Below are 24,231 nucleotides of genomic sequence, written 5' to 3' on the forward strand. Positions count from 1 at the left end.
GAAACGGGCGGTCAGCGGGCCAGGCGCAGCCCCGCCGCCGCGCACACCGCCGCCGAGAGCAGCAGCCCGTACGCCGCCTGCCCCGACACGAACGCGCCCATCACGGCGACGCCGAGCGTGGCGCCGACCTGCCGGACGGCGTTGAGCAGCCCTCCGGCCGCCCCCGCGGCGCCCTCCGGAGCGGTGGCCACGACCGTCGTCACCAGGGCGGGCAGGGCGAACGACACGCCGAAGCCCGTGCACAGCAGGCCCGCCGCCAGCACCGGGTACGCGGGCCCGGCCAGCACGGAGGCCCCGAAGACCACCCCGCCCGCCGTCAGCAGCCCGAGCCCGGCGAGCATCGGCGGCCGCGGGCCCGAACGCGCCATGATCCGTCCCGTCACCAGCGGGTTGAACGCGAACGGCAGCGTCATCGGCAGGAACGCCAGCCCCGTCTCCAGCGCCGACAGGTGCAGCGTCCGCTGGAACAGCAGCGGCAGGACGAACAGCACGCCCGACATCGCGAAGTTGACCGCGCCGCCCGCCGCCAGCGCCGGGACCAGCTCCGGCGCCCGCAGAACGACGGGGCTGTCACTCCGGCGCTCCAGCACCACGAACGCCGCACCGGCCACAGCAGCCCCACAGGCCGCCCAGACCACCTGCGTCACGTCACCGCTCCCGGCGGCGATCAGCGCGTCCGTGCCGAGCCCGAGCGCGACGCAGGCCGCGATCTGCGGGGCCCAGTCGATCCTCCGCGAGCCCCGGGCGCACACCACGTCCCGTCCGGCCGTCAGCGCCAGCGTGACCGCGGCCAGCGGGACGTTCACCAGGAAGATCGCCCGCCAGCCGAACGCGCCGACCAGCAGGCCGCCCGCGACCGGCCCCGCCGCGAGCGCGGCCCCGCTCACCGCCGCCCACACCGACACCGCCCGCGCCCGCGCCGCCGCCTCCGGGTACAGCCGCGAGATCATCGCCATGGATGCCGGGACGCACGCCGCGGCGGCCGCGCCGAGCACGCCCCGCAGGACCACGAGCGTCCACAGGTCCGGGGCGAACGCGCTGGCCAGCGACGCGATCCCGAACGCCGCGACCCCCGCCCGGAACGCCCGGTGCGCCCCGAACCGGTCGGCGACCGCCCCCGCCGACAGCAGCAGCGCGCCGAACATGACGGTGTAGCCCGTCACGGCCCATTGCAGGCCCGCGACCGAGCCGTTCAGGTCGCGCGCCAGGTCCGGTTCGGCGACCGACAGGACGGTCATGTCGAGCAGGACCATGAAGTAGCCCAGCGAGATGCCGAACAAGGGCACACCTGGGCGTTCGGTGCGATGAGCGACAATCGTCAAGGAAACTCCAAGAGTGATCGGGAAAACCGGCCGAACCACTCTCGGGTCCGGTCGCGCAGGGCTCCACCGGCCCGTCCGCACGCTCCGTTCGGAAATCCCGAACGCCACCCTCGGGAGGGGCATGGAACTCCGCCAGCTCAGGACGTTCGAGGCGGTCGTCCGCCACGGAACGGTCACCGACGCGGCCAACGCGCTCGACCTCGCGCCGTCCACCGTGTCCGAGCAGATCCGCGTCCTGGAACGCTCCCTCGACGTCCCCCTCTTCTCCCGGGGCCCGAAGGGCATGACGCTCACGCCCGCCGGGCACCGCATGCTGACCTGGTCGTCCCGCCTGCTCGCCCAGGCCGACCAGGCCCGCCGCGAGGTCACCGCCACGAGCCCCGCGCTCCGCCTCGGGGCGCTGGAGACGATCGCCGCGACCCACGTCCCCGGCGTCCTGTCCCGCCTCGCCGGACGGCGCCCCGACCTCGCCGTGGACGTGCGCTCCGACACCGCCCGCGACGGGCTGCTGGCCGCCGTCGCCGCCGGGGACCTCGAAGCCGCCCTCCTCCTCGACACCGGCGACGGCCTCGGCGAGCTGGGTTTCACGCCGCCCCCGGCCGCCCTGAACTTCCTCGATCTCGAACCCGTTCCCCTGGCCCTCGTGGCCGCCCCCGCCCACCCCCTGGCCCGCCGCCCCGCGCTGAGCAGCGACGACCTCCGCGGCGAGACGCTCCTGGTGAACGTCCCCGCGTGCTCGTTCTGGCTCGCGGGCGAACGCCTCTTCGGGTCGTCCGTCCATCGCGTGCGTGCGGGAGGCGTCCCCGTCATGCGGGCCTGGGCCGAGCAGAACCTGGGCGTGGCCCTGCTCCCCGAGTTCGCCGTGGCCGAACGGATCGCCGCCGGAGCCCTGACCCGGCTGCCTCTCGACACCCCGGACCTCGCCCTCCGCCTGGTCTGGCGCGCCGACCGCGAGGCCGTCCCCGGCCTGCGCGACGTCCTCTACGCCACCGCCGCCCCCGCCACCTGAACCGCGCTGATCAACCGCATTGATCAATGCGCCGCGGAACGTCGGTGGAGGCCGTTAGCATCCGCGGCATGGACCTGGATGCCTGGTGGGACGTGATCGAGACGGCCCGCAAACTCGCGGGCGACCGCGCCGACGACCGGGGCCGGCCGGGGACCCCCTCGTCGGCCACGTGATCGACCTGCTGGCGCGGCGCGAGCCCGAGGAGATCGTCGCGTTCGACAGGACGCTGGCCGAGGTCACCGGGACCGCCTACAGGTACCCGCTGTGGAACGCGGCCTACCTCATCGAGGGCGGCTGCGGCGACGACGGCTTCATGGACTTCCGCGCCGGGCTCGTGCTCCAGGGCCGCGAGCGCTTCACCCGGGCGGTGGCCGACCCCGACTCCCTCGCCGACGTGCCGATCGTCGTCCGGATGGCCCGCGACGACGACGGCTGGATCGGCTGCGAGGCCTTCAACTACGCGGCGGACGAGGCGTACGAGCGCCGGACGGGCCGGGCCGACGCGTTCCAGGCCGCGATGGAGGCCGCGCTGGGCGAGCGCGACATCCCCGACGGCCCCCTGCGCGCCGCCGGTGAGAACTGGGACCCGGAAGACGAGGAGGAGACCCGCCGCCGCCTCCCGCGCCTGTCCGCCCTCTTCCTCGGCTGACCCGTCCAGGCCCCGCGCACACGCGCGCCCCGGCGAGCCGGAGAGGCTCGGCCGGGGCGCACGGGAAACGGCGTCGAGGGCTAGCTGTCCTTGATGTCGCAGATGACGGCGCCGCTGGAGACGGTCTGGCCGATCTCGGCGGACAGGCCCGTGATGGTGCCCGCCTTGTGCGCCGTGAGGGGCTGCTCCATCTTCATGGCCTCAAGGACCACGATGGCGTCGCCCACCGCGACCGTCGCGCCGTCCTCGGCGACGACCTTCACGATGGTGCCCTGCATGGGGCTGACCAGCGAGTCGCCGGACGCCTTGGCCGCGCCGCCCTTCTTGGCGCCGCGCCGCCTGGCCGGCGCGGACCTCCCGGCGGGGGCCGCCGCGGCGGAGGCGCCGAGCCCGGACGGCAGGACGACCTCGATCCGCTTGCCGCCGACCTCGACCGTCACGCGCTCCCGCTCGCCGGCGCCCTCGTCCTCGGACGTCGCGACGGGCGCCTCGTACGGCGGGATCCGGTTGTCGAACTCGGTCTCGATCCACCGGGTGTGGACGGTGAACGGCTCGTTCTCGCCGGTCGGGTCGTCCGCGGGGACGAACGCCGGGTCGTCCACCACCGCCCGGTGGAACGGCAGGACGGTCGGCATGCCGTCGATCACGAACTCGGCCAGCGCGCGCCGCGACCGCTCCACGGCCTGGAGGCGGGTCGCGCCGGTGACGACGAGCTTGGCGATCAGGGAGTCGAACTCCTGGGGGACGGTCTGCCCGGACACGTAGCCGGAGTCGAGCCGCACGCCGGGGCCCGTGGGCGGCTCCCAGGCGGTCAGGGTCCCGACGGCGGGGAGGAAGCCGCGGCCCGCGTCCTCGGCGTTCAGCCGGAACTCGATCGAGTGGCCGCGCAGCTCGGGGTCGCCGTAGCCGAGCTCCTCGCCGCCCGCGATCCGGAACATCTCGCGGACGAGGTCGATCCCCGACACCTCCTCGGTGACGGGGTGCTCGACCTGGAGCCGGGTGTTGACCTCAAGGAACGAGATCGTCCCGTCCTGGCCGACGAGGAACTCGCACGTCCCGGCGCCGACGTACCCGGCCTCCTTCAGGATGGCCTTGGACGAGTCGTAGAGCAGCGTCACCTGCTCCTCGGTCAGGTACGGCGCGGGGGCCTCCTCGACCAGCTTCTGGTGGCGGCGCTGGAGCGAGCAGTCGCGCGTGGAGACCACGACGACGTTGCCGTGCCGGTCGGCGAGGCACTGGGTCTCGACGTGCCGGGGCCGGTCGAGGTAGCGCTCGACGAAGCACTCGCCGCGCCCGAACGCGCCGACGGCCTCGCGGACCGCCGACTCGTACAGCTCGGGCACCTCCTCCAGCGTCCGCGCCACCTTCAGGCCGCGCCCGCCGCCGCCGTACGCCGCCTTGATGGCGATCGGCAGCCCGTTCTCCCGCGCGAACTCGACGACCTCGTCGGCGCCGGACACCGGGTCCTTCGTGCCGGCCACCAGCGGCGCGCCGACCTTCTGGGCGATGTGCCGGGCCTGGACCTTGTCGCCGAGCGCGGTGATCGCCGCGGGCGGCGGACCGATCCAGGTCAGCCCGGCGCCCTCCACCGCCGCGGCGAAATCGGCGTTCTCGGACAGGAACCCGTAGCCCGGGTGGACGGCGTCGGCGCCGGCCTCCTCCGCGATCTTCAGGATCTTGCCGATGTCCAGGTAGCTCTCGGCGGCCGTCCGCCCGCCCAGGGCGTACGCCTCGTCCGCGACCCGAACGTGCAACGCGTCCAGGTCCGGCTCGGCGTACACCGCGACACTGGTCAACCCTGCGTCGCGACAGGCGCGGGCAATTCGAACCGCGATCTCACCGCGGTTGGCGATCAGGACCTTACGCACGTGGGTCTCCTCCCTCAACCTCGCACGCGCAGTCTAGGTAATCGCTTCCCGCTAGTTTCGTAAGCCCCTCCTTATGGCCGTTTCGCACTGCTGGACAAGGGTTTCGGGCGGTTCGCGGAGGGCGGACGCGCGAACGCCCGCGCCGCTGGGAGCGGTGCGGGCGTCGGGCGGCTCGCGGGCCGGTTCCGGCTCCGCGCGCGTGGCCGGGGCGCGTGGCCGGGCGCGGAGTCGGGCGCGGGAACGGGCTCGTGGCCCGCGGCGCGGGAACGGGCTCGGTCAGCTCTCCGGCCGCTTGTAGCGGCGGTTGAACTTCTCGACCGCGCCGGTGGAGTCGATGTTGCGGGCCTTCCCCGTGTAGAACGGGTGGCTCGCCGAGGAGACGTCCACGTCGACCACCGGGTACGTCTGGCCGTCCTCCCACTCGACGGTCTGCTCGGTCTGCGCCGTCGAACGGGTCAGGAAGGCGTATCCGGCCCCGCGGTCCCGGAACACGACGGGACGGTAGGCGGGATGGGTGTCCTTCTTCATCGGTCCTCCCTGTAGGTCGCGTGGCGGCGCGCGATCGGGTCGTACTTGCGCAGGACCATGCGGTCCGGATCGTTGCGCCGGTTCTTGGTCGTCACGTACGTGTGGCCGGTGCCGGCGGTGGACCGGAGCCGGATCACCGGGCGCAGCTCGTTCCTGGCCATTTCCTGCCTCTCTGCCGCTTAACTCACGATCGTGCAAACATAGTGATAACCGTTTTCATTCCCGAGAGCGGGGCAGCGGGGCAGCGGGGCAGCGGGCAGCGGGGCGGGCGGCGAGCGGGCCGGCGGGGCGAGCCGCCCGGCGGGACTGCCCGGCGGGACTGTCCGGGGCCGTTCGCGCCGGTGTATCTTCGCGGGTGATCAGTGGATGACCGGGAGTGTGATGGTTCGCCCCTGGACGCGCGCCGCCCTGGCCGCGGCCGCCTTGGCCTGCTGCGCGGTGCTGCCCTCCTCGACCGGGTCCGCCCGGCACACGCTGGACGCCTACACCACGCGGCAGCTCACGGTCGCGGCGAACTCGCTGCTGCAACGGCGCTCCGAGGCCCTCGTCGACCGGCGCGCGCGCGACCGCGCCGAGCCGCCCGACGTCCTCGGCGTGCGGCTCTCACCGTCGCTCGCCCAGGTGCAGGAACGGGCCGTACGGGAGCTGGAGACGCGCAACCGCGCCCCGGTCGAGGGCGGGCCCGAGTACACCGGCGCCCGCACCCGGCTCGACTCCGGCCGCGCCGTGCGCGAGGGCGACCGGATCACGCTGGAGGCGACCGAGCACACCGAGGTGCGGTACCGGTCCGGCGCGCTCACCCAGTCCGTCCGGCGCAGGTTCGACTTCATGACGCGCGGCCCCGAGATCACGCTGATCGGCGAGCGCGTCCTGGACCCGTCCGCCCATCCGGTGAACGACCCCGACCGCCCCGCGGGCCGCTGAGGGCCCCGCCGGCCGCCGACGCGGCATGCTCCGCCGACGCGGCGCGCTCCGCCGGCGCGGCGCGCTCCGTCCACGCGGCGTGCTCCGCCGTCCGAGGCTCCCCCGCCGGTACGGTTCGCTTACCGGTGCGCGATGTCCCGGCGGGTTCATTGAGCGCGGTCATTTCTCCGGTGAATATGTATTCATCGAGGTGGGGAGCCTGATCGCCGTGATCGGTCCGTGCCCTGCCATTGACGCACGGTAATGATATTGGTCAGAACTCACGGAGAGTAAGGGCGTTCCGGACGGGGCGCCGGGCGGCGGGCGCTGATCAGCGGAGAAAGCGCCTGGCCGGTTCCGGCCAGGGGGAGCCGGGGGAATGTGGCCCGATCGGTATGCGCGCATCGATGAACGTCTGGATTCTTGTGATCGGTGGGGCGTAGGCTGTCGCCAATTCTTCGGAAGTGCAGCGCCCGCCCCCGCAGGCGAGCGAGGATCGCAATAGCGACGAAAGGGTCCGAGCAATGAGCGGAGACAAGCGCGGTGCCAGCATCGGGGCGCTGGAGGACCTGTCCCGGATGTTCAGCAAGCACTCCAAGAACCTCGACGCGCTGATCAAGGACCTGAACGGCCGCACCGTGAGCAGCACCGAGGTCTGGTGGGGCCCGGGCGCCGACCGGTTCCGCAGCGCGTGGGCCGAGGCCAAGACCGCGTTCGACAAGATGGCGGTCGCCCTGGAGCAGGGCAGCCAGGACATCAAGCGCTCCCAGCAGAACATCGAGGCCGCGACGCGCTGACGCCGCCTCCACGGACCGCGGGTCCCGGCCCATCCCCCCGAGGTCGGGGCCCGCACCACTCCCAGCCGGAAACGCCCGGCCCGACGGCCCTCCCCGCGAGGGCCGTTCGCGTTGCCGGGGCCGGGCCGCGCCGGCGTCGCCGGGAACCAGCCGTCCGCGGGAACGAGCCGTCCGCGCGCCTCGCGCGGGGCCGTCAGAGGGCCATCTCGTCCAGGGCTTCCAGCAGGATCCCGGCGGTCCCGCGCAGGTCCTCCATCGCGTCGTTCTCGCGGATGAAGGAGAGCTGGGGCCGGTAGTTGGGCCACGGGACGTACGACACGGCCCACAGCGCCCTCTCGCGCACGCGCGGGTCGGGGTGCCGCAGGGCGCCGTGCAGGCGGCTGAAGAAGCGCTCGTCGAACTCCTCGGGGCAGCCGAGCCCGGCCCGGACGACGGCCCTCGCGAGCTGCGCGGGCCCGGCGGCGGCGTCGATCTCGTCGAGCAGCTCGTCCAGCCGCCAGATGTCGAGGCGGAACTCCATCAGCTCGGCCGTCCCGCGCACGGCGACGGGGTCCTCGCCCGCGACGACCAGGTAGCTGTGGCGGGAGATCTCGTCCTCGCAGTAGTGCAGGGTCAGCGACGGGGCGACGGCCCACACGACCTGGTAGTCGGTGCCCTCCTCCGGGTCGGCGGGGTACTCCTCGCGGCGCGGCCAGCCGAGCTCGGACGCCAGGTCGCCGATCCTCTTCTCCGCGAACCGATCGCGCAGCACCAGGCGCCGGGTGCGAGGCCAGAAAGCCGCCATGGCCGAGCCCGCCCTTCGGGGTTGGAGGCGATCAGGCTACCGACCGAATGATGCCGCTGGGACGCCCCTGTCAATGAGTCCGTCGCCACAGAGCGTCGCAGGTGTCACTGAACGGTTCCGCTCCCGGCGGGACCGCGCCGCGTCCGTTCCCAGCGCCGCCCGCAGGGAAAACGGGCTGACACGGACGCCGTCCGAACGGCACGCTGGCGGGATGAAGGATGCCCTGCACGCGTACTACTCCCAGGGGTTGGAACGGGATCGCTTGGCCGGGGCCAGGGGATCCTGGAGTTCGAGCGCAGCAAGGAGATCCTCGCGCGCCGCCTGCCCGAGCCGGGTTCCGGCGTCGTCGCGGACATCGGCGGCGGCGCCGGGCGCTACGCGCTGTGGCTCGCCGGGCGCGGGCATCTGGTCGAGCACCGCGATCCCGTCCCGCTGCACGTCGAGCAGGTGCGGGAGGCCGCGCCGGAGGGCGTGCGGACCGCCGTCGGCGACGCCCGGGAACTCGACCTGGACGACGCGTCCGCCGACGCGGTCCTGCTGCTCGGCCCGCTCTACCACCTGCGCGACCGCGACGACCGCGTGCGCGCGCTGCGGGAGGCGGCGCGCGTCGTACGGCCCGGCGGGACGGTGTTCGCGGCGGCCATCTCCCGGTGGGCGCCCCGCTACGACGACCTCGTCGGGCGCGCGCGGTACGAGGAGGACCCCACGATGCCCGCCCGCGTCGCGGAGGTGGAGCGGACGGGCTGGATGCCGCCGATCGTCCCCGGCTCGTTCTGGGCCTACCTGCACCGGCCGGACGAGCTGCGCGGCGAGGTGCGCGACGCCGGCCTGGAGCTCGCCGACCTGGTCGGCGTGGAGGGCCTGGCGTTCGTCCTGCCCGACCTCGAACGCCGCCTGGCCGACCCCCTGGGCCACGAGGTCCTCCTCGACACCGCCCGAGCGACCGAACGCGTCCCCGAGCTCCTCGGCACCTCCCCCCACATGATCGCAACAGCCGTACGTCCCGAGTGAGGCAGACGGCCACAGCCGTCGCGCGAGTGCGTTAACTGTCCGGGGAGGCGAAGCCGAAGGCGAGCCTCCCCGGACAGATCGCGAAGCGATGCAGCACTCGCAAAGCAACGGTCAGGCCGCGAGCCGCCAGGCGAGCGGCCTGGGCCGAGGCTTCGATCAACACCGCCGGTTCTCAATCAACAGGAGGCAGGGCCACCTGGATCTGGGTGGTGGCGCCGGCGGCCACGAACAGGCCGCGGCCGGTCGGGCCGCCGAGGGGGGCGTTGCGGGGGAGGCGCAGGCCGAACAGGTCGCCGTCGTCGGGCGAGTCGATCGACAGCAGGACGCCCGAGCGGGAGCGGCGGGTGTCGGACATGAAACCGCGGTAGCCGCGGCCGAGGTCCTCGGTCGTCCCGCCGATGACGACGGCGTGCTCGCCGTCGCGGGCGGTGCGCAGCACGTCGCGCAGGGCGTCGTCCAGCTCCGACTCGTCGAGCAGCTCGGCGTCGTCCACCACCACCGCGTACCGGTGCTCGTCGCCGATCGCGGCCTCCAGGTCGTCGGCCTCGGCGTCGCCGGTCAGCACGCCGAGCACCCCGGGACGGCCCGCGAGCTGCCGCAGCGGCGAGCGGCGCGGCGTGACCAGCACGACCGGGACGAGGCCGCCGCCGACCGCCGGGTCGAGCAGCGAGTGCACGATCGTGCGCAGCGTGGTGGAACGGCCCGAACGGGGCGGGCCCGCGACCGCGAACCCGGGCCCCTCGTTCAGCAGGTCGATGCCGACCGGTGCGAGCGTGTCGCCGCCGACGCCGACGAGCGCCCACAGGGCGGACGGCGCGAGCAGGTCCGGCTCGTACGCCATCGCCTCGCGGTAGGTGACGCGGACGGGCAGCTCGTCCACGTGCAGGGGCCGCTGCCGCCGGGGCAGCCGCCCGTAGCGGGACACGCACGCCCGCGCGATCTCCTGGAGCGCGGCGACCTGGGCGGTGCCGGACGGGTCGTCGCCGAGCAGGCCGATCTGCGACTCGCGGAGCGGCGTTCCGGGGGCCACGACCTCCAGGGCGCGGCCCGGCGGCATCGCGGCCGGGACCTGCTTCTCCTGGAGGCCCGCGTAGCCGTAGTCGTTGGGGTCGGCCATCCGCAGGACGAGCCGCCGGTCGAAGACCGTGGAGACGTGCCCGGTCAGGCCCGAGCGGTCGCCGGTGAACACCGCGCGCAGGCCGACGGCGGCGCCCTCGCGCAGCAGCCGCAGCGCCTGGTCGACCAGGCGGCCGTAGTCGTAGTGCTCGAACGCGGCGAGGAAGCCCTCCCACCGGTCCAGCAGCAGCACCATCCAGGGGAGCCGGTCGGTGGCGGCGACGGCGGCCCGCTGCTCGGGCAGGGACGCGAAGCCCGCCTCCGCGAGGAGCTGCTGGCGCCGCGCCACCTCGGCGGACAGCGCGGTGAGGAGCCGTTCGCAGCGGTCGAGCTGGTCGCGGGTCACGACCGCGCCGCAGTGCGGCAGCGAGACCAGGGGCAGCAGCGCGTTCGCGCCGCAGTCGACCGCATACAGGTGCACGTCGTACGGGGAACAGGCCGCCGCGACCGAGCCCGCGATCGTCCGCAGCGCCGTCGAGCGGCCCGACTGGGACGACCCGGCGAGGTACAGGTGGCCGCCGCCCGACAGGTCGAGCGCGAGCGGCTCGCGGGACTGGACGGCGGGCAGGTCGGTGATGCCGAACGCGACCGGCGGGACGTCCACCACCGACCCCCCGGCCGCCGTGCGGGGCGTGAGCCGGACCCGTTCGGGCAGCGGGTTGAGCCAGGGCGACGGCTGCCGCTCGACGCCCGCGCGGCGGGCCGCCTCCGCGACCGCCTGGACGAGCACCGCGAGGTCGGTGACCATCGAGTCGTCCGCGGCGGCCGCGCCGGGGTCGCGCGGCGCGGGCAGCGGGCGGCCGAGGCCCTGCCACGGCAGCGGCTGCACGTTCGCGCGGGACGACCCGCCGCCCGCCGCGCCGCCCGGACGGCGCCCGCCGATCCGCGCGGACTGCACGGCCTGCGCGGCGGCGGCCCCGGACCGGACGTAGCAGCGGCCCGGCGTGGACTTGGAGATCTGCGCGGCCTCGGGCGAGTCGAGCACGTCGGTGGACTCGTCGGGGTCGGTGACGCGCAGCGCGATCCGCAGGTTGGTGTTGGCGCGGATGTCGGCCGTGACGACCCCGGCCGGACGCTGCGTGGCGAGGATCAGGTGGACGCCGAGCGACCGGCCGCGCCGTCCGATGTCGACCAGGCCGGTGACGAAGTCGGGCAGCTCGGTGACCATCGCCGCGAACTCGTCGATGACGAGGACGAGCCGCGGCATCGGCGGGGACGCCGCCGTCCGCGCGTCGTCGTAGTCGTCGATGTCCTTGGCGCCCGCCGCGAGGAGGATCTCCTCGCGGCGGCGCAGCTCGGCGGCCAGCGACTCCAGCGCGCGCTCGGTCGCGTGCCCGTCCAGGTCGGTGACCATGCCGACGGTGTGCGGCAGCCGGGCGCAGTCCTTGAACGCCGCGCCGCCCTTGTAGTCGATCAGCACGAACGTCATCTCGTCCGGGCGGTTGGCGACGGCGAGGGAGGCGATCAGGGTCTGGAGCAGCTCGGACTTGCCCGCTCCGGTCGTCCCGGCGATGAGGCCGTGCGGGCCGTCCGCGCGCAGGTCCACCTCGTACGCCTGGAACCCGCCGGAGCCCGCCGCGCCGCCGGCCGCCCCGCCCGCCGCGCCGCCGCGCGGGTCGCCCGCGCCGGGGCCGGTGCTGAGGCCGATCGGGACGCGGGTCGTGCGCCCGCCGGTCCGCGTCCAGGCGCGCAGGACGTCCTCGGCGGTCGGCTCGGGCATGCCGAGCACGTCGAGCAGCCGGACGTCCGCGGGGATCGCGTCCTCGGCGTCCTCGCGCGAGACGTCCCGGACGGGCGCGAGGGAGCGCGCGACGCGGTCGGACCAGGCCGGGGACACCTGGTCGGCGAGGACCGGGCCGATCACGTCGAGGCCCTGGCCGCGCAGCCGCACCGCCTCCGGCAGGTCGGGGTCCCACGCGGCGACCGCGCTGCACTCCTCGGGCAGGAGCCGCTCCTCGTCGTCCACGCAGATCGCGTACAGGCCGTACTCGGCGCCGCGCGACAGCAGCATCGGCATCCCCGGCACGCGGCGCAGCGCCCGCGCCCCGTCCAGCACGACGAGGATGTTGTACGGGACGGCCTCCGCGGGCCGGCCCTGCCCGAAGAAGCCCGACTGCGCGGCCTGCGCGGCGCGCCGCCGCTCGGTGACGCGGATCGCCAGCTCGGTGACGCGGTGCGCGACCGACTCGGGGTCGGTGCCGACGAGCGCGACGCACTCCTCGCCCTCGCGCGGCGCGCAGTGCGGCAGCCACCGCACCCAGTTCCACTCCTCGCCGGAGTACGGGTCGGACGACAGCACGACGATCGCGAGGTCGCGGGGGCTGTGCAGCGCGGCGGCCTGCGCGACGAGCCAGCGCGCGAGCGCGCGGGACGCGGGCCGCGGCCCGGTCAGGCCGATCACGCCGAGGTCGGGCAGCGGCAGCGCGACCGGCACCAGCCGCGCGGCGGGAACGGTGACCGCGCCGCCGTCCGGGCCCGTACCGCCCGTACCGCCGCCCGAGCCGCCGCCCGTACCGCCCGTGCCCGCCGTGCCCGCCGGGAGCGGCTCGTCGCCGACCAGCTCGATGCGCGCGGGCAGGTCGGCGACGCCGACCCGCAGGTGCAGGACGTCGGCATCGTGCGCGCGGCGCTCCCACAGCCGCCGCCTCGGCCCGGTCGCGGTCAGCAGCACCTCGGCGGGGTCGGGGTGCAGCGCGCGCCGTTCGGCCTCGTCCTCGCGCCGCAGCCGCTCCAGCTCGCCGCCGAACTCCGCGGTCTTGCGGTGGTACTCCTTCAGCGCCTTCTTGTACGACTTGCGCCCGTGCATCCGGTCGCCGACCCACTCGCCGACCGTCATCACCGGCCACGCGAGCGCGAACAGCGCCCACCACCACTGCCCGAGCCCGAACGCCATGACCAGCCCGAACGCCGAGAACAGGATCGCGCCGAACAGCCGCAGCCGCTCCTTCGGGTTGCGTTCGGGGCGCTTCGGGACCTCCAGCCGCCGCGAGCGGTGCGGCGGGCCGAGCCGCGGCGGCCGGTTGAACGCGAGGCCGCCCTCGGGCAGCGGCTCCAGATGGGTGTCGGGCGCGGTGCTGCGCGCGAGCGTGAGGACGCTGCCGCCGACCGCGAGCATCCCGCCGAGCGGCCAGGGCGCCTTGCCCGGCGCGCCGCCCTCCGCCGGCGCGGCGAGGTCGGCGCCGTCCAGCGTCGCGCGGCCCCGCAGCGTCCGGTCGGACGCCTCGACGACGGCGCCCTCGGGCCGGACGGTCACGCGCAGCGACGCGGCCGGGAGCGCCGGGTCGGCGATCGCGACGTCCACGTCCGGGCCCGACCCGAGCGTGCTGACGCCGAGGCCGAGCCGGTGCACCGTACCCGCCGCCGGGCCGCTGACGACCCGTACCTCCACCAGGCCGGACGGCTCGCCGAGCACGGTCGCGGCGGCGGCGCGCCGCTCGACCGCGACCACCGCGCCGTCGCGCAGCTCCTTGACCGCGAGGGCCCGGGGGTCGAGCATCCGGCCGTCCATCCACAGCGCCCGGCGGCCGGCGCCCGCGCCGTCCGGAGAACCCGCCTGGAGGGGGTTCGCGGAACCGTTCCGGAAATCGCCGCCCGGAAGCGATTGTTTCGAAAAGCGCGGGGCCGGAACGGAACGCGCCCGCATCGCCTCCGCCTTTCCGTCCATGAGGGCGGAAAGCGACTGGGCGACCCCGTCGACCGTCACTTCGGAATCGACGTTGACCACGACATCGCGGGGGCCCTGACCGGTCAGTGCCGTGAACGAGATCCGCATCAAAGCCCTCCATCGCGCGCCGTCCGCGCCAGCTTAATGAGATGTCCGCCGCCGGGCGGGGGTCCGGCTCGCCCCGGAACCTCGCTGTGCTGTCAGTGACCGCTGTGACTGGTGGTAAGCGGCCAAGTGACCGGCGAATTCGCTGGTCATCGGGACACGCCGAGTCACGGGACGGCTTCACCTCTCCGAATCCATTGACGCGGCCTCGCCCGCACCGCAAGCATGGATCGCTCGATGATGCGGAGATCCGTGGGGCGGGGCTCTCGCAGGGGCGGGAAGGAGCGCGTGGTCCGTCATGAAGTCCGACCAGTCGACCGTCGCGAGCACCCCTCAGGGCGGAGCCGCCGGCCTTGGCCGGACGGGACTCGGCACGTCCGGCGGCCAGCGGCTGCCCGTCGCGCCGCGCGAGCGCAAGCCCGCGCTCGCCGCCCTCGCCGTGCTGCTCGTCCTCGGCGGCGCGCTCGCCAGCGCGTACCTGGTCATGGCGAGCGGGCAGCGGGTGTCGGCGATCCGGATCGCGCAGCCGGTCGCGGCCGGGCAGCGCATCAGCCCCGCCGCGCTCCAGGAGGTGCAGGTCGGCGACACCGGCATCGAGTACATCAACTGGTCCGAACGGCAGAACGTGGTCCGCTACTTCGCAGCCGTCCCGCTCGTGAAGGGCGCGCTGCTGACCAACGCGATGGTGAGCCGTTCCGACGAGGCGGCCAAGGGACGCGTCGTCGTCGGCCTCGCGCTGAAGCCCGGCCAGCTCCCCGGCGGCGGGCTGGAGAGCGGCAAGCGCGTCACCCTCTACGCCGTCGGCGGCGGCACGGGCGGCGGGCCCCGCGCGGGCACCGTCCTGTCGCAGGAGGCCATCGTCATCGGCGTCGGCCGGGGCGGCGGCGACCGGCTGCGCGGCGACCAGACCACCGTGGACGTCGCCGTACCGCCCGGCGAGGCGGCGCTGCTCACCCAGGCCGCGTCGGCGGGCGCGGTCGCGGTCGCGCTCATCCCGGACGGCACGAGGGTGAGCGGCGGCGCGCAGTCGCCGCCCCCCGACAAGCAGGGCAAGCAGACGCCCGCGCCCGGCGGCGGCGAGACCCCCGGCGGCACGCCGGGCCCCGGCGACCAGAGCCCGAACGGCGGCCAGACCGCAGGCACCGGCCAGGGCACAGGCACAGGCACAGGCCAGGGAACGGGCGGCCAGGGCGCGGGCGGCGCCAACACCGGGCAGGGCACCGGCGCCGGGCACGGCGCCGGGGCGCGCCGTCCCCCGGACACAGGCGGGAACTGACCGTGGCACTCATCGCGCTCGCGGCCGACAAGGGCGCCCCGGGCGTCACCACCGCCGCCGTCGCGCTCGGCGCCGTGTGGCCCCGGCCCGTCCTCGTCGCCGAATGCGACCAGGCGGGCGGCGACCTGGTCTACCGGCTGCCCGCCGCGCCCGCCGGCGACGCCAAGGGCGGCAGTGGGACGTCGGAAATGCTGAACCCCTCGCGCGGCCTGCTCAGCCTCGCCGCGACCGCCCGCCGCGGCCTGCGCCCCGACCAGGTCGCCGAGCACTGCCAGCGGCTCGTCGGCGGCCTCGACGTACTGGTCGGGATCACCAGCGCCGAGCAGGCGCAGGGCATGACCTGGCTGTGGGGGCCGCTCGGCCGGGCGTTCGCGGGCCTCGGCCAGGTCGACGTGATCGCCGACTGCGGACGGCTCGGCGCGGGCACGCCGCTGACCGGGCTGCTGCGCGAGGCCGACCTGGTCGTGCTGCTCACCAGGGCCACCCTCGAACAGGTCGCGCACCTGCGCGAACGCGTCGCGGCCCTGTCGGACGAGCTGCGCGGCGGCCCGCCGATCGGCGTCATCGTGCTCGCCGACCCGCGCGACTTCCGCGCCTCGATCGCCGAGGTCGACCGGATCGTGTCCGGCTCCCGGCAGCGCCCGCGCCCGCCGGAGGGCGCGCTCCCGCAGGGGCCGCCCCCGCCGTCGGTGACCGTCCTCGGCGGGCTCGCCCTCGACCCGAAGGGCGCCGAGCTGCTGTCGGGCCGTTGGGGCGGGCGCCTGGATCGCTCCCTCCTGGTCCGTTCGGCGCGGGAGGTGGCGGGCGAGCTCGTCCGGCGCCTGGACGTCGCCCGCGACGCGGGGGCAGCGCTCGACGCCGCGCAGTACGCCGGGCAGCGCGCCACCGAGGAGCCGCCGGGCCGGTACGCGCCGGGCGGCGAGGCGCGCGCCGCCGAACCGCCGCCGCAGCCGCCGTCGTCCGACGCGCGGCGTACGACCGGGCCGATGGCGTCGCCCGCGCCGCACGTGTCCTTGGAGGGGAGGGGCTAGGTGGATCACGGTCTCGTCAAGCGGCTCCGCCAGGACGTCGGCGACCGGCTCGCCCAGCAGCGGCGGCTCGACGCCGCGAGCGGCCTGCCGCCGATGTCCGGCGAGGACGAGCGGCAGTTCGCCCGCGCGCTGATCGGGCAGGTGCTGGAGGAGTTCGCGCGCGGCGAGATCACCGCCGGGCGCCGCCCCCCGAACGCCGAGGAGGAAGAGGCCCTCGCCGCGGGCGTGCACGCCGCGCTGTTCGGCGTCGGACGGCTCCAGCCGCTGCTGGAGGACCCCGAGGTCGAGAACATCGACATCAACGGCTGCGACCGGGTGTTCATCGGCTACGCCGACGGCCGGGAGGTGATGGGCGAGCCCGTCGCCGAGTCCGACGAGGAGCTGGTCGAGCTGATCCAGATCCTCGCGGCCTACAGCGGGCTGTCGTCCCGCCCGTTCGACACCGCCAACCCGCAGCTCGACCTGCGGCTGCCCGACGGGTCGCGGCTGTCGGCGGTGATGGACGTGACGGTGCGGCCCGCGCTGTCGATCCGCCGCGCCCGCCTCGGCAAGGTGTTCCTGTCCGACCTGGTCGGCAACGGCACGCTCAGCCCCGAGGTCGGGCTGTTCTTCCGCGCCGCCGTCCGGGCCCGCAAGAACATCATGATCGCGGGCGCGACCAACGCCGGGAAGACCACGCTGCTGCGCGCCGTCGCCAACGAGATCGCGCCCGAGGAGCGCCTCATCACCGTCGAACGGGCCCTGGAGCTCGGCCTCGACGCGTTCCCCGAGCTGCACCCCAACTGCGTGGCGTTCGAGCAGCGGCTCCCCAACTCCGAGGGCCAGGGCGCGATCTCGATGGCCGAGCTGGTCCGCCGGTCGCTGCGCATGAACCCGTCCCGCGTGATCGTCGGCGAGGTCCTCGGCGACGAGATCGTCACGATGCTGAACGCGATGACGCAGGGCAACGACGGGTCGCTGTCCACCATCCACGCCAACTCCTCGATGGAGGTGTTCAACCGCATCGCGACGTACGCGATCCAGTCGGAGGAGCGGCTCCCCGTCGAGGCGACCCACATGCTCATCGCGGGCGCGATCGACTTCGTGGTGTTCATCGAGAAGCGCAACGACTACGCCAGCGGCGGGCGGCTGCGCCGCTACGTCGCGAGCGTCCGCGAGGTGACCGGCGTCGACAACCGGGTGCTGTCGTCGGAGGTGTTCGCGCTGGCGCCGGACGGCTCCCTCGTCCCCGCCGCCCCCGTGTCCTGCGGCGACGAGCTCGCCGAGCACGGCTACGACACCTCGGTCGGAGGCACCTGGTGACCGCCCGCACGGCGCCGTCCCGCCCCCTCCGCCGCGCGCGGGACGGGGCGCGGCATGTATGAGCCCGACGTCATGGCCGCCGTCGCCGCCGGAGCCGCGGTCGGCGGCGGCGTCCTGCTGCTGTTCCTCGCGCTGCGCGGCCTTCCCGTACGGAGCGGGCCGCCGCGCGGGCGCAGCCGCGAGGAGATCGTCAAGACGCTCACCACCCGGACCGCCCTCGCGGTGATCGTCGGGGTGGCGGTGCTGGTCGTCACCCGCTGGCCGACCGCCGCCGCCGGCACCGCCGCGCTCGTCCTCGGCTGGAACGGCCTGGCGGGCGGCGCCGCCGAGGAGCGCAAGGGCATGGCGCGGCTGGAGGCGCTCGCCGCGTGGACCGAGTCGCTGCGCGACACGATCGCCGGGGCGGTCGGCCTCGAACAGGCGATCCCGGCGTCCCAGCGCGTCGCCGCGCCCGCCCTCCAGCAGCCGCTGCGCAACCTGGTCGACCGGCTGCATACGCGGGTGCCGATGCCGGAGGCGCTGCGCCGGTTCGCCGACGACCTGGACGACGCGTCCGCCGACCTGGTCATCGCCGCGCTCATCCTGAACGCCAAGCTGCGCGGCCCCGGCCTGCGCGACATGCTCGGCGCGCTCGCCACCTCCGCCCGCGCCGAGCTCGACATGCGCCGCCGCGTCGAGGCCGACCGCCGCTCCACCCGCCGCAGCGTCCGCATCGTCGTCGCCGTGTCGGTCGGCACGGCGCTCGCCCTCGCGGTCTTCAACCACGCCTACGTCGAGCCGTACGACGACTTCCTCGGCCAGCTCGTCCTCTGCGTCGTGATCGCCCTGTACGGCGCGGCGTTCCTGTGGCTGCGCCGGCTGTCGAAGTACGAGCTGCCGGGCCGCTTCCTCAGCGAGCCGCGCCAGACCCAGCCCGGCGTCCCCGGCCAGGTCCCGAGCACGGTCGCGGGCTGGCAGAAGGGCGGCGGGACGCCCGGCGGCCTCACCGCGACGGGCGGGCAGCCGCTGCCGGGCGGCACGGGCGGCCAGGCGCTGCGCGGTCGGCACACGATGGACGCGGGCGGGGGCGGTGGGTCGTGACCGGCGCGCTGGTGGCGGGCGCCGTCGTCGGGATCGGGCTGTACGTGCTCGTCCGGGCGCTGTTCCCGCCGCGCCCTGGGCTGTCGGCGCGGCTCGCCGCGTTCGACGCCGCGCGGCGCCGCGACCAGGAGGACGCGCAGGCCGGACGGATGTCGCCGACGCTCGACCGGGTCGGCGGGATCCGCGCCAAGGTCGGGCGGGAGCTGGTGCGGTTCTGCGAGTCGCGCGGCTGGCAGCTGCGCTCGATCCGGCACGACCTCGCCATCACCGAGCGCTCGCTCGACGCGTTCCTCGCCACCAAGTTCCTGCTGCCCGCCGGGGCGCTGCTGTTCATCCCGCTGATCGTCGGCTACTTCGCGCTGCTCGGGCTCGGCACGTCGGTGCAGATCCCGGCGTGGATCTGCCTGCTGTTCGCGGCGCTGTTCTTCTTCTTCCCCGACATGCAGCTCCGGCAGGAGGCCGCCGCGCGCCGCCAGGACTTCCGGCACGTCGTCGGCGCGTTCCTCGACCTGGTCTCGATGAACCTCGCGGGCGGGCGCGGCGTCCCCGAGGCGCTGATGACCGCGTCCAACGTGGGCGAGGGCTGGGCGATGCACCGCATCCGCGACGCCCTCGCCAACGCCCGCATCACCGGCCAGACCCCCTGGCAGGCGCTCGGCCGCCTCGGCGACGAGCTCGACGTCGCCGAGCTGCGCGACCTGGCGGGCGCGCTCGCGCTCGTCGCCGACGACGGCGCGCAGATCCGCAAGTCGCTCGGCGCGCGCGCCGCGTCCATGCGCAGCCGCGAGCTGTCGGAGCTGGAGGGCAAGGCGGGCGAACGGTCCCAGTCGATGCTCGTCGCGCAGCTGTTCCTCTGCGCCGGATTCCTCGTCTTCCTCGCCTACCCGGCCCTGATGCGGGTGCTGGCCTCGTGACCCGCCGTCCACGCACGCCCCCGAAGGAGTCAGTCACCATGAGCCCCCTCAACCCGATGAACGACCCGGCCCTGGTCTACCTGCGGGCCGTCCTCGCCGACCGCTGGCACCGGCTGCGCACGCGCGAGGAGCGCGACGTCGGCGCGTCGGCGATCGAGTGGGCGATCATCACCGCGATCCTCGCGCTGATCGCCATCACGATCGGCGCGGTCATCCAGAAGAAGATCCAGGACAAGGCCGACAGCATCAAGACGGGCTGACCGGCGATGGGACTTCCCGGCGCGCGCCGTGGGACGTCCCGGAGGCACGCGCCCGCGCCCGGGGCGGACCCGGACGGGCCGGAGCGCGGGCCCGACGCCGGGGTGTCCTCGATGGAGTGGGCGCTGCTCACCCCGCTGATCATCCTCGTGCTGCTGTTCGTGGTGCAGTTCGCGATGGTCTACCACGCGCGGCAGGTCGCGCTCGCCGCGGCGCAGGCGGGCGCCCGCGTCGCGCGGACCCAGCCCGTCGGCGCGGGCTGGCAGGACCAGGCCGTCGCGAAGGCGACCGGCGACGTCCGCGCGATCGGCCCGAACCTGCTGAGCGGCCTGGAGGTCGGCACGGGCGAGGCCGACGACGAGCGGTGGGTGACCGTCAGCGGCGAGGCGGTCCGGGTCATCCCGTTCATGACGTTCCACGTCCGGCAGCGGTCGCGGGGGCCGATCGAGTGCTTCCGCCCGGACGTCGACGAGGGCACCGCCTGCCAGGGGGCGGGCTGATGAGGCTCCGGTGGGACGGGCGCCGGCGCCCGCGCGATGGCGGACCCGAGGGCGAGCGCGGGTCGATGTCGCTGGAGATGGTGCTGGTCACGCCCGTGTTCATCGCGTTCCTGCTGTTCCTCGCCGGGGCCGGGCGGATGGTGGACGCGCAGAGCCAGGTGGACGGCGCGGCGCGCGACGCGGTGCGGGCCGCGTCGGTGGCGCGCAGCGCGGGCGGCGCGGACGCGATGGCGCGCGAGACCGCCGCCGCCGGGCTCAAAGGCCACGACTGGTGCTCGGGTGGCCCGGTGGTGAACACCGACACCGGCGCCTGGGGGCCCGGCGGCCGGGTCCGTGTGACGATCACCTGCGACGTGGACCTCTCCGACCTGGCGTTCATCGGGCTGCCCGGCTCCAAGCGGCTGGCCGGCGAGGCCGTCGCGCCGATCGACGCCTACACCTACCGCGGCACCGACACCGTCAACGCACCGCCGGAGGGACCGTGAACATCCGCCGGCCCTTCGTCGAGCGCACCGAGCGCACCGAGCGCACCGAGCGCACCGAACGCGGCCAGCGCGGCCAACGCGGCCAGCGCGGCCAACGCGGCCAACGCGGCGAACGCGATCGCGGGTCCGTCGCCATGTACGTGGTGCTGTTCACGCCCGCGGTGTTCGTGCTGGCCGGGCTGCTGGTGGACGGCGGGCTCGCGATCCACGCGCGGCAGCGCGCCGCCGACATGGCCGAGCAGGCCGCCCGCGCCGGGGCGAACGAGATCGACGCCGACGCGCTGCGCGCCACCGGCAAGCCCGTGCTCGTCCCCGGCCGCGCGCGGGCCGCTGCCTGCGACCTCCTCGACGCGTACCACGACAAGGTCGCCGCCGCGCAGTGCGACGCGGACGGCCAGGAGGTGCGGGTGACCGTGCAGATCAGGGTCGAGCCGCAGCTCCTCGGCATCGTGCCGGGCCTCGGCGCGTTCACGATGAAGTCCACGGCGTCCGCCCACCCGGTCACCGGCGACGACGCCCCCGGCGGGGCCGCGCCCGGAGCCGCGCCCGGAGCGGGGCCGTGAGCGGCCGGGCACCGTGAGCAGGGCGCGTCTACGATGGCAGCGACCACGTCCGCGCAAGCAGGGAACGGCGACCGCATAGGGACGCGATGGTGACACGGCAGGGGCGTACGCCCGTGAAGGTCAAGGCGCACCGGAGCGCGGGCGACGTGCTGGCCGGGCTCGGCGCCGTCGCCGCGCTCGGCGCGCTGCTCGGCGGGGTGCCGTGGGCGCTGCTGACGTTCTTCGGCTCGCCGCTGCCCGAGCGGACGCCCTCGCTCGGCGACCTCACTCACCAGCTCGGCCCCGGCGCGCTGATCGGCGTCCTGGTCGCGCTGGTCTGGCTCGCGTGGATCCAGCTCGCGCTGTGCGTGGCCGTCGAGGTGTACGCGGGCATCCGCGGCGTCGGCGTGCCCGCGCGCGTCCCGCTCGCGGGCGGCACGCAGTCGCTCGCGCACCGGCTCGTCGTCGCGGCGCTGCTGCTGTTCACCGCCACCTCCGTGATCATGCCCGCGTTCTCCGGCGGGGGCTGTCGCAGCGCCCCGTCCAGACGCAGTCGCAGGAGTTCCAGCGGATCCCGCAGGGGCAGGAGCAGCCGCACGCCGCCGCCGAACGGATCGCCGAGGACCTCACCGCGGACCCGGTCGAGAAGGCGCGCACGACGAAGATCTACCGCGTGCAGCCGCCCGAGGGCCGCCACCACGAGAGCCTGTGGGAGATCGCCGACAAGTGCCTCGGCGAGGGCCGCCGCTACAAGGAGATCTACGAGCTCAACAAGGGGCGGGTGCAGCCGGACGGCACGCGGCTCAGCATCGCCAGCCTGATCCGCCCCGGCTGGATCCTGGAGATGCCCGCCGACGCGAAGGGCGCGCGGGTCGTCCCCGTCGGCGAGCTGGACGAGTACTACCGCTACGGGCACGCGGTCCCCGGCAAGGACGCCGAACGCCCGCCCGCCAAGCCCGAGAAGCCCGCCCCGGAACGTCCCGCCCCCGAGACGCCGTCCCACCAGGGCCAGGACGCGCCGCCGCAGCAGGCGCCGAAGCCGCAGGCGCCGCAGCACCAGCGGCAGGCCCCGCAGCACCAGAGCCCGCCGCGGCACGCGCCCGCGCCCCGTCCGCACGAGGAGCTGGGCGGCGGCGCCGGCACCGGCGGCGCGACGGTCCCGGGGCAGAGCGACAAGGCGCCGGTGTCGTTCGACCTGGAGTGGCCGCAGGGGCTCGCCGCGGCGTCGCTGCTCGCGGCCGGGCTGCTCGGCGCGCTCGGGCGCCGCCGCCGCGCCCAGATGTGGCACCGCGCGTTCGGCCACATGATCGTACGGCCCGAGGGGCGGGCCGCGACGACCGAGCGGGCGCTGCGGATCGGCGCCGACGACGCGGCGGCGCGGCTGCTCGACCTCGGCCTGCGGCACCTGTCGAAGTCGATGGCGGCGGGCGGCCGGGCCCTGCCGACCGTGTACGGCGTGCATCTCGGGCACGGCAGCCTCGACCTGTGGATCGCGCCCGCCGACCGCAACCCGCCCGCGCCCTGGCAGGCGTTCGACGACGGGCAGGTGTGGCGGCTGCGCGCCGACGCCCCGCTGGAGGAGGCCGAGCTCGCCGACGTGCTCGCCCCGTACCCGGGCCTGGTGTCGATCGGCACCAACGCCAACGGGCGGATCCTGGTCGACCTGGAGGCGGCGCACGGCCTGATCGCGCTCCAGGGCCCCGAGGAGGAGCGCCGCGCGGTGCTGGCCGCGCTGGCGCTGGAGCTGGCCACCAACCGCTGGTCCGACCACATGCGGATCACGCTGGTCGGGTTCGGCGCCGAGCTCGGCGAGGGCCTGGCGGAGATCGCGCCGGACCGGGTCAGGTCCGTGCCGACCCTCGCCGACGCGCTGCCCGAGCTGGAGGGACGCAGCGAGGAGGTGCGGCAGGCGCTCGCCGCGTCCGGCGTCGACTCGGTGCTGACCGGCCGCTGCCGGGGCGTGTTCGGCGAGGCGTGGATGCCGCACTACCTGATCATGGCCGACCGGCCGGACGAGCGGGACGCCGCCCGGCTCGTCGCGCTCGCCCGCACCGGCACCCGGATGGCCGCGGGCTACCTCGTCCCCGGCGAGGTGCAGGGCGCGACGTGGACGTGGGAGATCGACGCCGCGGCGCGGCTCAGGGCGGGCGTGCTCGGCTTCGAGGTCGACGCGCAGCTCGTCCCCGAGGAGCACTACCGGGGCCTGTTCGAGCTGTTCCGCACGGCGGGACGGCTCGACCAGGTGCCGCTGCCCGAGCCGTCGGGCGCCGAGCCGCCCATCGCGCAGCAGTCGTCGGTCGACATCCGGATGCTCGGCCCGGTCGAGGTCGACGCGCCGGGCCCGATGGACGAGAGCCGCCGCGAGCTGTGCACCGAGCTGCTGGTCTACCTCGCCGCGCACCCTAACGGCGTCCACCCGACCGTGCTCGGCGGCGCGGTGTGGCCGCGCGGGGTGTCGGCGGGCGTCCGCGACGCGTGCGTGGCGCGGGTGTCGGACTGGCTCGGCCGCGACGCGCGCGGCAGGCCCAACCTCTACTACGACGAGCGCGGCCGGATCAGGCTCGGCTCGGAGGTGCGGGTCGACTGGGCGGTGTTCCGGTGGCTGGTGTGGCGGTCGGCGGCCGAGCCCGCGTCCGAGACGGCCTACATGTCGTACGCCCTGGACCTGGTGCGGGGCCCGCTCCTCGCGGGACGGCCCCGGGGCCGGTACGGCTGGCTCGCGTCCAGCGACCTGGAGTACGAGGCGGCGGCCCGCGTCGTGGACGTCGCGCACCGCCTGGTCGTGCTGCGCCTGGACGAGGGCGACGTGCGCGGCGCGATCGGCGCCGGGCGCGCGGGCCTGCGCCTCGCGCCCGACGACGAGGGCCTCTGGCGCGACCTGCTGCGCGCCACGCACGCCGCCGGCGACCCGGAGCAGGTGCGGATCGCGGTGGACGAGCTGCGCGCCCGCGTCGTTCGCGACCCGATGATCGACCAGCTCCAGCCGGAGACCGAGGCCCTCATCGACGAGCTCCTCCCCGACCGCCGCCGCGCCCCCGCCCACCGCTGACCCGCGCCGCCGGGGGCCCGCCGGGGGCCCGTGCCGGG

22 protein-coding genes are annotated in these 24,231 nt (G+C 75.3%); 15 read left to right on the top strand and 7 right to left on the bottom strand.

From position 1 onward, the window contains the following. Positions 1-11: 11 nt before the first annotated feature. Entirely contained in the window at positions 12-1,286 is a 1,275-nt protein-coding gene (locus tag GEV43_RS19685; protein WP_309239723.1) for an MFS transporter, read from the bottom strand. A 157-nt stretch (positions 1,287-1,443) separates the two neighbouring features. On the opposite strand from GEV43_RS19685, the gene GEV43_RS19690 reads away from it, so the two are divergent. Next, positions 1,444-2,331 carry a LysR family transcriptional regulator gene (locus GEV43_RS19690; protein ID WP_160821945.1) on the top strand — a complete coding sequence of 296 codons (888 nt, stop codon included), beginning with the start codon at positions 1,444-1,446 and terminating at the stop codon, positions 2,329-2,331. A 169-nt stretch (positions 2,332-2,500) separates the two neighbouring features. Beyond that, positions 2,501-2,980 carry a DUF4240 domain-containing protein gene (locus GEV43_RS19695; RefSeq protein WP_206681219.1) on the top strand — a complete coding sequence of 160 codons (480 nt, stop codon included), beginning with the start codon at positions 2,501-2,503 and terminating at the stop codon, positions 2,978-2,980. Positions 2,981-3,060: 80 nt separating this feature from the next. Here GEV43_RS19695 and GEV43_RS19700 read toward each other — a convergent pair whose 3' ends face one another. The 3 genes from GEV43_RS19700 to rpmG all read right to left on the bottom strand — a co-directional run bounded on the left by GEV43_RS19700 (position 3,061) and on the right by rpmG (position 5,537). Next, the gene (locus GEV43_RS19700; protein WP_160821946.1) at positions 3,061-4,848 is read right to left on the bottom strand and encodes a biotin carboxylase N-terminal domain-containing protein; all 1,788 of its coding nucleotides are present in this window, start codon (positions 4,846-4,848) and stop codon (positions 3,061-3,063) included. 276 nt (positions 4,849-5,124) lie between these two features. Beyond that, positions 5,125-5,376 carry a type B 50S ribosomal protein L31 gene (locus tag GEV43_RS19705; protein WP_160821947.1) on the bottom strand — a complete coding sequence of 84 codons (252 nt, stop codon included), beginning with the start codon at positions 5,374-5,376 and terminating at the stop codon, positions 5,125-5,127. Beyond that, positions 5,373-5,537 carry a 50S ribosomal protein L33 gene (gene rpmG, locus GEV43_RS19710; RefSeq protein WP_160821948.1) on the bottom strand — a complete coding sequence of 55 codons (165 nt, stop codon included), beginning with the start codon at positions 5,535-5,537 and terminating at the stop codon, positions 5,373-5,375. Before rpmG ends, GEV43_RS19705 begins: the two co-directional genes overlap by 4 nt. Positions 5,538-5,742: 205 nt before the next feature. Here rpmG and GEV43_RS19715 point away from each other — a divergent pair, with 205 nt between their 5' ends. Both GEV43_RS19715 and GEV43_RS19720 read left to right on the top strand, forming a co-directional pair. Then, positions 5,743-6,300: a hypothetical protein gene (locus GEV43_RS19715; protein ID WP_160821949.1), complete on the top strand. Its 558-nt coding sequence runs from the start codon at positions 5,743-5,745 to the stop codon at positions 6,298-6,300. Between the two features lie 503 nt (positions 6,301-6,803). Further along, positions 6,804-7,076 (top strand): WXG100 family type VII secretion target, encoded by a 273-nt coding sequence (locus tag GEV43_RS19720; protein WP_160821950.1) that lies wholly within the window; start codon positions 6,804-6,806, stop codon positions 7,074-7,076. Positions 7,077-7,269: 193 nt separating this feature from the next. Here GEV43_RS19720 and GEV43_RS19725 read toward each other — a convergent pair whose 3' ends face one another. Both GEV43_RS19725 and GEV43_RS50555 read right to left on the bottom strand, forming a co-directional pair. Continuing rightward, entirely contained in the window at positions 7,270-7,827 is a 558-nt protein-coding gene (locus tag GEV43_RS19725) for a hypothetical protein (RefSeq protein WP_160821951.1), read from the bottom strand. A gap of 267 nt (positions 7,828-8,094) precedes the next feature. Further along, a complete protein-coding gene (locus tag GEV43_RS50555; protein WP_241682961.1) occupies positions 8,095-8,277 on the bottom strand; it encodes a hypothetical protein in 183 nt (60 codons plus the stop codon). On the opposite strand from GEV43_RS50555, the gene GEV43_RS47615 reads away from it, so the two are divergent. Then, complete coding sequence (locus GEV43_RS47615) at positions 8,266-8,871, top strand: class I SAM-dependent methyltransferase (protein WP_241683668.1); 606 nt, start codon at positions 8,266-8,268, stop codon at positions 8,869-8,871. The genes GEV43_RS50555 and GEV43_RS47615 overlap by 12 nt on opposite strands. 172 nt (positions 8,872-9,043) lie before the next feature. Here GEV43_RS47615 and GEV43_RS19735 read toward each other — a convergent pair whose 3' ends face one another. Then, the gene (locus GEV43_RS19735; protein ID WP_160821952.1) at positions 9,044-13,759 is read right to left on the bottom strand and encodes an FtsK/SpoIIIE domain-containing protein; all 4,716 of its coding nucleotides are present in this window, start codon (positions 13,757-13,759) and stop codon (positions 9,044-9,046) included. 295 nt (positions 13,760-14,054) lie between these two features. Between GEV43_RS19735 and GEV43_RS19740 the strand changes: the two genes are divergently transcribed. The 10 genes from GEV43_RS19740 (at position 14,055) to GEV43_RS19785 (ending at position 24,193) form a co-directional block, all read left to right on the top strand. Continuing rightward, positions 14,055-15,032, top strand: coding sequence for a hypothetical protein (locus tag GEV43_RS19740; RefSeq protein ID WP_175250098.1), 978 nt, complete (start codon positions 14,055-14,057; stop codon positions 15,030-15,032). A 2-nt stretch (positions 15,033-15,034) separates the two neighbouring features. Beyond that, entirely contained in the window at positions 15,035-16,063 is a 1,029-nt protein-coding gene (locus GEV43_RS19745; protein ID WP_241682962.1) for a hypothetical protein, read from the top strand. Further along, on the top strand, positions 16,064-17,365 hold the full coding sequence (locus GEV43_RS19750; RefSeq protein ID WP_160821953.1) for a CpaF family protein: 1,302 nt from the start codon (positions 16,064-16,066) through the stop codon (positions 17,363-17,365). Between the two features lie 54 nt (positions 17,366-17,419). Continuing rightward, positions 17,420-18,445 carry a type II secretion system F family protein gene (locus GEV43_RS19755; protein WP_160821954.1) on the top strand — a complete coding sequence of 342 codons (1,026 nt, stop codon included), beginning with the start codon at positions 17,420-17,422 and terminating at the stop codon, positions 18,443-18,445. Continuing rightward, positions 18,442-19,359 carry a type II secretion system F family protein gene (locus GEV43_RS19760; protein WP_160821955.1) on the top strand — a complete coding sequence of 306 codons (918 nt, stop codon included), beginning with the start codon at positions 18,442-18,444 and terminating at the stop codon, positions 19,357-19,359. Before GEV43_RS19755 ends, GEV43_RS19760 begins: the two co-directional genes overlap by 4 nt. A gap of 38 nt (positions 19,360-19,397) precedes the next feature. Beyond that, positions 19,398-19,619 carry a hypothetical protein gene (locus GEV43_RS19765; protein ID WP_160821956.1) on the top strand — a complete coding sequence of 74 codons (222 nt, stop codon included), beginning with the start codon at positions 19,398-19,400 and terminating at the stop codon, positions 19,617-19,619. A 111-nt stretch (positions 19,620-19,730) separates the two neighbouring features. Then, a complete protein-coding gene (locus GEV43_RS19770) occupies positions 19,731-20,117 on the top strand; it encodes a TadE family protein (RefSeq protein ID WP_241682963.1) in 387 nt (128 codons plus the stop codon). Beyond that, positions 20,117-20,602: a TadE/TadG family type IV pilus assembly protein gene (locus GEV43_RS19775; protein ID WP_241682964.1), complete on the top strand. Its 486-nt coding sequence runs from the start codon at positions 20,117-20,119 to the stop codon at positions 20,600-20,602. The genes GEV43_RS19770 and GEV43_RS19775 overlap by 1 nt, the downstream gene beginning before the upstream one ends. Then, entirely contained in the window at positions 20,599-21,165 is a 567-nt protein-coding gene (locus GEV43_RS47270) for a pilus assembly protein (protein WP_309239724.1), read from the top strand. The genes GEV43_RS19775 and GEV43_RS47270 overlap by 4 nt, the downstream gene beginning before the upstream one ends. 652 nt (positions 21,166-21,817) lie before the next feature. Continuing rightward, positions 21,818-24,193: a bacterial transcriptional activator domain-containing protein gene (locus tag GEV43_RS19785; protein WP_241682965.1), complete on the top strand. Its 2,376-nt coding sequence runs from the start codon at positions 21,818-21,820 to the stop codon at positions 24,191-24,193. Positions 24,194-24,231 lie beyond the last annotated feature (38 nt).

Origin of the sequence: Actinomadura sp. J1-007 (assembly GCF_009793335.1) — a bacterium.
Classification (GTDB): domain Bacteria; phylum Actinomycetota; class Actinomycetes; order Streptosporangiales; family Streptosporangiaceae; genus Spirillospora; species Spirillospora yumaensis.

Coding starts and splice junctions, on each gene's coding strand:
- GEV43_RS19690 (WP_160821945.1), top strand. CDS start 1,444: ATGGAACTCCGCCAGCTCAGGACGTTCGAGGCGGTCGTCCGCCACGGA.
- GEV43_RS19705 (WP_160821947.1), bottom strand. CDS start 5,376: ATGAAGAAGGACACCCATCCCGCCTACCGTCCCGTCGTGTTCCGGGAC.
- rpmG (WP_160821948.1), bottom strand. CDS start 5,537: ATGGCCAGGAACGAGCTGCGCCCGGTGATCCGGCTCCGGTCCACCGCC.
- GEV43_RS19715 (WP_160821949.1), top strand. CDS start 5,743: ATGACCGGGAGTGTGATGGTTCGCCCCTGGACGCGCGCCGCCCTGGCC.
- GEV43_RS19720 (WP_160821950.1), top strand. CDS start 6,804: ATGAGCGGAGACAAGCGCGGTGCCAGCATCGGGGCGCTGGAGGACCTG.
- GEV43_RS19735 (WP_160821952.1), bottom strand. CDS start 13,759: ATGCGGATCTCGTTCACGGCACTGACCGGTCAGGGCCCCCGCGATGTC.
- GEV43_RS19740 (WP_175250098.1), top strand. CDS start 14,055: ATGAAGTCCGACCAGTCGACCGTCGCGAGCACCCCTCAGGGCGGAGCC.
- GEV43_RS19755 (WP_160821954.1), top strand. CDS start 17,420: ATGTATGAGCCCGACGTCATGGCCGCCGTCGCCGCCGGAGCCGCGGTC.
- GEV43_RS19765 (WP_160821956.1), top strand. CDS start 19,398: ATGAGCCCCCTCAACCCGATGAACGACCCGGCCCTGGTCTACCTGCGG.
- GEV43_RS19770 (WP_241682963.1), top strand. CDS start 19,731: ATGGAGTGGGCGCTGCTCACCCCGCTGATCATCCTCGTGCTGCTGTTC.
- GEV43_RS19775 (WP_241682964.1), top strand. CDS start 20,117: ATGAGGCTCCGGTGGGACGGGCGCCGGCGCCCGCGCGATGGCGGACCC.